Source organism: Phenylobacterium sp. (assembly GCF_036402295.1).
Lineage (GTDB): Bacteria > Pseudomonadota > Alphaproteobacteria > Caulobacterales > Caulobacteraceae > Phenylobacterium.
The window spans coordinates 1-8,339 of sequence record NZ_DASWTE010000088.1; the positions used below are offsets into that span (position 1 = coordinate 1).

General features: G+C 70.6%; 11 protein-coding genes. 7 read left to right on the forward strand and 4 right to left on the reverse strand.

Annotated elements, in window-relative coordinates; genetic code table 11:
• The coding region (locus VGD44_RS05920) for a LytTR family DNA-binding domain-containing protein (RefSeq protein ID WP_331084873.1) at nt 1-434 on the forward strand (434 nt) is incomplete at its 5' end.
• 100 nt (nt 435-534) lie between these two features.
• On the forward strand, nt 535-1,251 hold the full coding sequence (locus VGD44_RS05925) for a hypothetical protein (RefSeq protein WP_331084875.1): 717 nt from the start codon (nt 535-537) through the stop codon (nt 1,249-1,251).
• 143 nt (nt 1,252-1,394) lie between these two features.
• On the opposite strand, the gene VGD44_RS05930 is transcribed toward VGD44_RS05925, so the two are convergent.
• On the reverse strand, nt 1,395-1,610 hold the full coding sequence (locus tag VGD44_RS05930; RefSeq protein ID WP_331084877.1) for a ribbon-helix-helix domain-containing protein: 216 nt from the start codon (nt 1,608-1,610) through the stop codon (nt 1,395-1,397).
• Between the two features lie 104 nt (nt 1,611-1,714).
• Between VGD44_RS05930 and VGD44_RS05935 the strand changes: the two genes are divergently transcribed.
• Nucleotides 1,715-2,479 (forward strand): Coq4 family protein, encoded by a 765-nt coding sequence (locus VGD44_RS05935; protein WP_331084879.1) that lies wholly within the window; start codon nt 1,715-1,717, stop codon nt 2,477-2,479.
• A 46-nt stretch (nt 2,480-2,525) separates the two neighbouring features.
• Here VGD44_RS05935 and VGD44_RS05940 read toward each other — a convergent pair whose 3' ends face one another.
• Nucleotides 2,526-2,702, reverse strand: a complete 177-nt coding sequence (locus VGD44_RS05940) for a DUF4169 family protein (protein WP_331084881.1) — start codon at nt 2,700-2,702, stop codon at nt 2,526-2,528.
• 131 nt (nt 2,703-2,833) lie between these two features.
• On the opposite strand from VGD44_RS05940, the gene VGD44_RS05945 reads away from it, so the two are divergent.
• Both VGD44_RS05945 and VGD44_RS05950 read left to right on the forward strand, forming a co-directional pair.
• On the forward strand, nt 2,834-3,070 hold the full coding sequence (locus VGD44_RS05945) for a DUF2171 domain-containing protein (protein WP_331084883.1): 237 nt from the start codon (nt 2,834-2,836) through the stop codon (nt 3,068-3,070).
• Between the two features lie 65 nt (nt 3,071-3,135).
• Nucleotides 3,136-4,479 (forward strand): M28 family metallopeptidase, encoded by a 1,344-nt coding sequence (locus tag VGD44_RS05950; protein ID WP_331084885.1) that lies wholly within the window; start codon nt 3,136-3,138, stop codon nt 4,477-4,479.
• A 4-nt stretch (nt 4,480-4,483) separates the two neighbouring features.
• Here VGD44_RS05950 and VGD44_RS05955 read toward each other — a convergent pair whose 3' ends face one another.
• Nucleotides 4,484-5,686 (reverse strand): pyridoxal phosphate-dependent aminotransferase, encoded by a 1,203-nt coding sequence (locus VGD44_RS05955; RefSeq protein ID WP_331084887.1) that lies wholly within the window; start codon nt 5,684-5,686, stop codon nt 4,484-4,486.
• Nucleotides 5,687-5,795: 109 nt separating this feature from the next.
• Nucleotides 5,796-6,977: a calcium-binding protein gene (locus VGD44_RS05960; RefSeq protein WP_331084890.1), complete on the reverse strand. Its 1,182-nt coding sequence runs from the start codon at nt 6,975-6,977 to the stop codon at nt 5,796-5,798.
• Between the two features lie 128 nt (nt 6,978-7,105).
• Here VGD44_RS05960 and VGD44_RS05965 point away from each other — a divergent pair, with 128 nt between their 5' ends.
• On the forward strand, nt 7,106-7,813 hold the full coding sequence (locus VGD44_RS05965) for a TVP38/TMEM64 family protein (RefSeq protein ID WP_331084892.1): 708 nt from the start codon (nt 7,106-7,108) through the stop codon (nt 7,811-7,813).
• Nucleotides 7,810-8,339 (forward strand): glutathione S-transferase family protein (locus VGD44_RS05970; protein WP_331084894.1); only part of this gene is annotated, 530 nt, incomplete at its 3' end. The genes VGD44_RS05965 and VGD44_RS05970, both read left to right, overlap by 4 nt.

Genomic DNA, 8,339 nt, shown 5'->3' on the forward strand with positions numbered 1-8,339 from the left:
AGCGGATGTTCGTGCGCAACCTCGGGACCAACGCCCTGTTCTACGCCGCCCTGGTGGGCGCGGGTCTGCGGCTCGCGCGCCGGCCGCAGCCTGCGCCGCCGCCCACCGAGGCGCTGCGGGCGCGCAGCCGCGGGGCGGTGCGGATCGTGCCGCTCGGCGACGTGGACTGGATCGGCGCGGCGGGGAACTACGCCGAGGCGCACACGGGACAGGGGAGCGTGCTGCTGGACGAGAGCCTGGCCGCGCTGGCGGCGCGGCTGCCGGCGGATGCGTTCGCCCGCATCCATCGGGGCGTCATCGTGCGCCTGGACCGCATCGCGCAGGTGAAGGGCCTGGGCCGCGGCGACGCCCAGGTGACGCTGCGCTCGGGCGCCGAACTGCGGCTCTCCCGGCGCTATCGGCCCGCCCTGTCGGCCTGGCTCAACGGGAGTTAGCCCGCTCGTCACGGCGGCGGTCCCGCTTACGGAGCCGCGACTTCCAGGGGACCGTGCAGACCCGCAGCAAGCGGCGATGTGCAACCTTCGGGACCGTCCCATGTCGCTTCGCCTGCTTCTCGCGCTCACCCTCTGCGCCGGCTTTGCCGCGCCCGCCCACGCCCGGACCCGCGCCGACGGGGTCTATGTGGTCGCCGCCGTCCAGCGGCTGCACGCCACCGAGCCCGCCTATTCGTACGACCACCTGCGGCGCATCCTGGACGCCGTGATGCCCGACGTGGTGGTGCTGGAGGTGCGCCCCGAAGAGGCGGCCGAGCGCAAGGACACGCCAGGGCGGCCCGAATACCCGAACGTCGTCTGGCCGTGGCTGGCCGACCATCCGGCGCCGGTGATCTCGATGGAGCCGGGCGGGAAGACCTTCGCCGAGATGACCGGCGCGGCCGGGGCGCGGTTCGAGGCGTTCGGCAAGGAGAAGCCCGCGGCGGCCGCGTACATGGCGAGCCTGCGGAAATCACTGTCGGCGGCGCTGCAGGCGCACTGGAACCATCCGGCCGACGCGCACGACCGGGTCACGGCCGACCTCGTGCGCGCCGAGGCGCTGGCGCAGGCGGAGCTGGGCGGGAAGGCGTTCGAGACGAGCCAGGCCGAGTGGGACGGGTTCATGGTCGAGCGCACGCGCGAGGCCATCGCGGCGCATCCGGGCAAGCGGATCCTGGTGCTCGCGAGCTACCGGAACCTCGCGGCCTTCCGCGAGGGGCTGAAGGGCGAGGCGCGGCTCGTGGACATGGAGCCGTGGCTGCGGGAGACGGTGAGGTAACCCGCCCCCGCGCTCCGCTCATCCCGGCGAATGCCGGGACCCAGATCGAATAGCTCCCACGTGGGCTCCATTCGCTGAGAGCCCTTCCAGCCCACACCAATGCCATTGGATCTGGGTCCCGGCATTCGCCGGGATGAGCGGGATTACTGGGGGGTTTGCGCATGCTTCAGCGCCGCGACGCGGCAGGCGGAGGCGAGGGGGCGGTCTTCGCGGCCGCGGTCGATGCTGACGACGAGGGCGGCGAGGCTGACGCCGCGCTCGGCGGCCATGGCGTCGAGGACGGCCCAGAACTCGGGCTCCAGCGCGATCGAGGTCGCGTGGCCGGAGAGCAGGAGGGAGCGTTTCTTCAGGGTCGCCATACGGCCTGTTTACAAAGTTGAGCCTAGCGTCATCTAGTCCCTTGCAAAAAGATGACGCCTGCGTCATTTTCATCTGGACGCTGCTTACATAGGGCTATCTCCCCATGGCCATGACTGCCGACACCGCCGACTTCCGTCCGTACGAGCCGCGCGCGGTCTCGACCAAGCTGGACTGGGGCCACGCCTGGCGTTCGCTGCAGAAGCTGCTCGCCGACAAGGAAGACACCCGCCAGGTGTTCGAGATCATGCGGGCGCTGAACGGCCAGTCGACCGCCAAGGGCTACATCCGGCTGCTCGAGACGCCCGAGGGCGGGCGCATGGCCTTCGAGCGCAAGGAATTCGCCGACCGGCTGATGGACGACGCCTGGCTGGACAGCCTGCCCGAGGGCAGCGTCGGCGCGGCGTACCGTGAGTTCATCCGCGCCGAGGACCTCTCGGCCGAGGGCCTGGCCGACGTCAGCCGCGAGGGCATCAGCGACGTCGACAACCCGCACCCCTACGCCTGGTTCGGCCGCCGCACCCGCGACGTGCACGACATCTGGCACATCCTGTCGGGCTATCACCGCGACGCGCTGGGCGAGGCGTGCCTGGTGGCGTTCTCGTACGCCCAGACCAGGGGCCTGGGCTGGGCGCTGATCGCGTTCGGCGCCGCCTCGCGCTCGCGGGGCACGCAGCACCCGACGCTCAAGGCCATCTGGCAGGGCTACCAGCGCGGCAAGGCCGCCAAGTGGCTGCTGGGCGAGGACTACGAGGCCCTGATGGCCGAGCCGCTGGAGGCTGCGAGGCGGCGCCTGGGGATCACCCCGCCGACGATCTACGACTCGATCCCGGCCAACGTCCGCGACGGCGTGCTGCCGAAGGCGGCGTAGGGCCTTCTACCTCCCGCCGCTTCGCGGTGGAGGTAAGGGCTTCGGCTCAGTCCTCGCGCTTGGCGCCGTCGAGCTCGCGGCGGGCGCGTTCGGCTTCGAGCTTGGTCACGGCCTTCTCGCCCTTCGAAAGGCCGTGCTTCGTGCGGTTCTCGGCCGCCTGGGCCTTGGCGGCTGCGCGGTCGCGGGCTTTGCGCGCCTTGTTCAGATTGATCAGCTCGGCCATCGAAACCCCATCGGCTGCGGCCCGTTACCCCGTCCCCCTTTGAACCATCGGCGAACAGCCGACGGTTCAAGACTCCTAGCAGAAATGGACCATTCGGGACGAATGGTCCGGGAAGTGACGAGGAGACGATCATGATCCAAGCCTCCCAAATTCGCGAGCACATGGAAGTTGTCGGGTCCGACGGCGGCCATGTCGGCAAGGTGGACCACGTCTTGGGCGAGGAGATCGAGCTGGCCAAGCTGGATTTCGGATCGGGCCTGAAGCACCACCTGATCCCGATGACCTGGGTGGAGAGCATCCGCGACGACAAGGTCTGCCTGAACCTGACGAAGGATGCGGCCAAGGCCGGCTGGCGCGAGAAGCACTAGCCTCGCTTGACATCCTAGAGGCCTCACCGGAACCCTCCGCGCCTTGGCACGCGTGGGGGTCTCCGGTGAAGTCGTTCCTGTTTGCGGCCGCGCTCTCGGTGGCCGCCACGCCGGCCCTCGCCGCGCCGAAGGTGTGCGCGGAATGCGTGAAGGTCGACATGGCGCGGCTGGCCGGGCCCGAGGCGCGCGGCCGCGCCTGCGGCACCGCCGACGAGCACGCCGCGGCGCGCTACGTCGCCGCGCGGCTGCAGGCGCATGGCATAGCCCCGGCCGCGCCCAGCGGCGGCTACCTGCAGCAAGTGGAGTACCGGGTCCCGACCTACGCCAGCCCGCCGACGCTCAGCGTGGGCGGAACGCGCTTCGTCCAGGGCGAGGCGATCGTCGCGATGGCGGCGGGGGAGAGCGCTGTCGGGCCGATCGCCATGGCCGCCGAGGGCGCCGCGGATCCGGCGGTCGTGGCGGGCAAGGTGGTGCTGCGCGACGGGCCGTTCGACCCGCGGATCGCCAGCGCGCTGCTGCGCGCCGGCGCGGCGGCGGTGGTCACGCCCGCGCCGGAGCAGGTGCTGAAGTCGTGGACCGAGCTTTCGCAGCGCCCGCCCGCGGGCGTGGAGATCGTGGGCGTCGAGGGGGTGGCTCCGGTCGCGCGGCCGCTGGTGTTCGCCAGGCCCGAGGCGTTCGCGGCGCTGAAGGCGGCCGTGGGCCAGACCGCGACCCTGTCGGCGCCGCGCGGCGCGGCGCGGACCGAGACGACGCACAACGTGCTGGGGGTGATCAAGGGGACCGCGCCCGAGGCCGACCGCCAGGCGATCCTGCTCAGCGCCCATTACGACCACGTGGGCGTGCAGGACGGCGTGCTCTATCCGGGCGCCAACGACGACGCCTCGGGGACCGCCGCGGTGCTGGAGTTCGCGCGGCTGCTGAGCGCGGAGAAGGCGCCGAAGCGGACGGTGCACTTCGCGCTGTTCGGCTGCGAGGAGCAGGGCGGACACGGGGCGAAGCTGTTCCTGGCCAAGCCGCCGCTGCCGCTGGCGGACATCGCCGCCAACCTCGAGTTCGAGATGATCGGGCTGCCGGACCCGAAGCATCCGACAACCCTGATGCTGACCGGCTGGGAGCGCTCGAACCTGGGGCCGACCCTGAAGGCTCAGGGGGCCGACATCGCGCCGGACCCGTACCCGGAGCAGAACTTCTTCCAGCGTTCGGACAACTACCAGCTGGCGCTGAAGGGAGTGGTCGCCCAGACGGTCAGCGCCTGGCCGATCCCGCCCACCTACCACCAGCCGACGGACACGGTGGAGAGCGTCGACCTGCCGTTCATGGCCGAGGTGATCCAGTCGCTGATCGGCCCGATCCGCTGGCTCGCGAACAGCGACTTCCGGCCGGAGTGGAATGCCGGGCAGAAGCCCTGACGGGCTATTTCACGTTGGCGCAGAAGCGCTGGATGCGCTGGCAGGCCTCTTCCAGCACCGCGTTCGAGGTGGCGTAGCTGATCCGGAAATGCGGCGAGAGGCCGAAGGCGGCGCCGTGGACGACGGCCACGCCCTCCGACTCCAGCAGCTCGACGGCGAAGTCGGCGTCGGAGCCGATGACCTTGCCGGACGGCGCGGCCTTGCCCAGCAGGCCCTGGCACGACGGATAGACGTAGAACGCGCCCTCCGGCGTCGGGCAGTGCAGGCCGCGGGCCTGGTTCAACATCGAGACCACCAGGTCGCGGCGCTGCTCGAACAGCTTGGCGTTCGGCTTGATGAAGTCCTGCGTGCCGTTCAGCGCCTCGACCGCCGCCCACTGCGAGATCGACGAGGGGTTCGAGGTGGTCTGGCTCATTACCTTGGCCATGGCCTTGATGAGCGGCTCGGGCCCGCCGGCGTAGCCGATGCGCCAGCCGGTCATGGCGTAGGCCTTGGAGACCCCGTTCATGGTCAGCGTGCGGTCGTAGAGCGCCGGCTCCACCTGGGCGATGGTCGAGAACTCGAAGTCGCCGAACACCAGGTGCTCGTACATGTCGTCGGTCAGGATCCAGACGTGCGGGTGCCTGAGCAGCACGTCGGCCAGCGCCTTCAGCTCGGCGCGCGTGTAGGCCGCGCCCGACGGGTTCGACGGCGAGTTCAGCAGGACCCACTTGGTCTTCGGCGTGATCGCGCGTTCCAGGTCGGCCGGCTGCACCTTGAAGCCGGTCTCGGCCGAGGTGGCGCAGGCCACCGGCGCGCCGCCGGCCAGCAGCACGATGTCCCAGTAGCTCACCCAGTAGGGCGTGGGCACGACCACCTCGTCGCCCGGGTTGAGCGTGGCGATCATGGCGTTCCAGATCACCGGCTTGCCGCCCGGCGAGACGTTGATCTGGCTGGGCTTGTAGGTGAGGCCGTTCTCGCGCGCGAACTTGGCGCAGATGGCTTCCTTGAGCTCGGGGATGCCGTCGACGTTGGTGTACTTCGTCTTGCCGTCGCGGATGGCCTTGATGGCCGCATCCTTGATGTTGTCGGGCGTGTCGAAGTCAGGCTCGCCGGCGGCCAGGCCGATGACGTCCTTGCCCTGGGCTTTCAGCTCACGGGCCTTCGCGTCGGCCGCGAGGGTCGCGGACGGCTTGACGCGGGCGAGCGCGGCGGATTCCAGGGACATGGCTGAGTAGGCTCCCGGCTGAGGCTTGGACGGCGCGGGTGTAACCCATGCCGCGCCGCAATCAAACCGCCGGGAGCCCCTCTCCAGAGCCAGTTTTTCCGAAACGGCCTTAAGCGAAGTTGTCGAGGCCGATGTCGGCGAGGGTTCGGCCGACCAGCAGGACCGCGCTGTCGGCGCCGTCCGCGGGGTCGCCGAGGTCGGCGAAGACGTAGACGTTGGCCCCGACCTGGGCGGCGACCCACTTCGCGCCCGAGGCCGAGATGTGCTCGTTCGCGATGGCGAGCGCCAGGGCGTAGCTGTCGGCGACGAACTCGGAGTAGCTGAGCGGCAGGATCGCGCTCGCGCCGAAGATCGTGACCTCCGGGAAGTGCAGGGTGTCGTGCATCTCCCAGTCCTGGATCTCGGCGTCGATGCGGACGGCCGGGTCGGTCTTGGCGACGATTTCGAAGCGGTCGCCGCCCGAGCCGCCCAGCAGGACCTCCTTGTCGGCGCCGGCGGCGGTGAGCGTGTCGTTCCCGGCCTCGCCGGCGAGGACGGCGACTTCCGGGCCCTGCGCGACCAGCTGGTCGTCGCCGTCGCCGCCGCTGAGCATGTCCAGGCCGAAGCCGCCTTGCAGGATGTCGTCGCCCGCGCCGCCGAACAGGCTGTCGGAGCCCAGGCCGCCGTGCAGTTCGTCGTCGCCGAGGTCGCCCGACAGGTAGTCGTCGCCGCCGGAGCCGCCGATGAAGTCGTTCCCCTGGCCGCCCAGCAGGGTGTCGCCGCCCGCGCCGCCGCCGATCTCATCGGCGCCCAGGTTGCCGTGGGCCCAGTCGCCGGCTTCGTCGGCGCCGCCCTCGCGGTCGGTGACGATGGTGTCGTTGCCCTGGCCGCCGTAGATCGAGTCGCGGCCCGCCCCGCCGACCAGGCTGTCGTGGCCGCTATTGCCCTGCAGGAGATCGCGGCCGTCGCCGCCGCTGATCGAGTCTGAGCCCGGCCCGCCGTAGAGGCCGTCGTCGCCTGCCGAACCCGTCACGCGCTCGTCGCTGGTGTCGCCGATGTAGAGCGCCGAGCCGTCGGCCATGACGAGGGCGCCCACCCGGGACAGCTGCACGATGTCGGTGGAGAAGACGACGGTGCGGCTGCCGTAGGTGACGAGGACGCGCGGGACCTCGGGGGTGAGCTGCAGCGGGTCGTACGACTGGTAGACCACGCTGACGGTCCGGCCGGGGCCGCCGTTGAAGGTGAGCGTGTCGCCCAGGCGGATGTTCAGCGCCTGTTCGGCGGTGATGGTGTCGAACGCGTACGCGAGCACGGGAACAGCCTCCGCAGCCAGCTTGGGAGAACTTGTGTACGCGTGTTGCGTAAAAACGCAACACGCGAAAACGCAACAGGTGTCGCCGCCTTGACCCGCGCTCGCGAACAGGCGACCGCTCAGCGCCGATGCGCCGGCTCTTCGCCTTCCTCTCGAACATGGACGCCCAGGCGTGGCGCACGCTCATGGTGTCGTTCGTGCTGTTCGGCGGCGTGGGCGTGGTCTTCTTCTTCGGCGCGCAGCTGCTGGGGTTCGACGGCGAGCGGACGCTGGAGGGGTGGCTGGGCGCGGCGCAGGGGCCGTGGTCGCTGCCGGTGGCAGTGGCGGCCTTCGCCGCGCTGGCCTTCGTGGGCACGCCGCAGATCGTGCTGATCGCCGCCGCGGTGGTGGCGTTCGGACCAGTGACGGGCGCGGCCTACAGCTGGATCGGAACGATGGTCTCGGCGCTGGTCGGCTTCTACCTGGGCCGGGGGGCGGGGGCCAAAACGCTGGAGCGATTTTCGGGCGAGGGCGTGCAGCGGTTCATGCGGCTGGTCGGCGAGAACGGCTTCCTGGCCAGCTTGGTCGTGCGGCTGGTGCCCTCGGCGCCGTTCATCGTCGTCAACATGGCGGCCGGCGTCACGCCGATGCGCGGCCTGCATTTCGTGGCCGGGACCGGGATCGGCATCGTGCCGAAGATCGTGCTGACGGCCTTCGCCGGCGCCTCGATCATCCAGCTGATGCGGGGCGAGATCGGCCGGCATTGGGTGGCCATCGCCGCGGTCGCGGCGCTGTGGCTGGCGATCGGCTGGTTCGCGCGGCGCTGGCTGCAGCGTCGGGGAAAGGAAAGCGGATGATCAGGTTCTTCCATTCCCCGGGCTCGTGCTCGCTCGCCTCGCTGATCGCGCTGGAGGAGGCGGGGGCGAAGTACGAGGTGGTCCCCACCTCGACCAAAGCCGGTGACCAGCGCAAGCCGGAATACCTGGCCATCAATCCGAAGGGCCGGGTGCCGGCCCTCGTGACCGAACAGGGCGTGCTGACCGAGAACGTCGCCATCCTGGCCTGGATCGCCCAGGCCTTCCCGGCGGCGAAGCTGGCGCCGACCGACCCCTGGGCCTTCGCCCAGGCGCAGGCCTTCAACAGCTACCTGGCCTCGACCGTCCACGTAGCCCATGCGCACCGGCACCGCGGCTACCGCTGGGCCGACGAGGAGAGTTCGTTCGAGGACATGCGCCGCAAGGTCCCGCAGACCGTGGGCGAGGCGTTCGCCCTGATCGAGACCGAGCTCTTCCAGGGGCCGTACGTGCTGGGCCAGGCGTTCTCGATCTGCGACGCCTACCTCTTCACCGTCGCCGACTGGCTCGAGGGCGACGGGGTGGATCC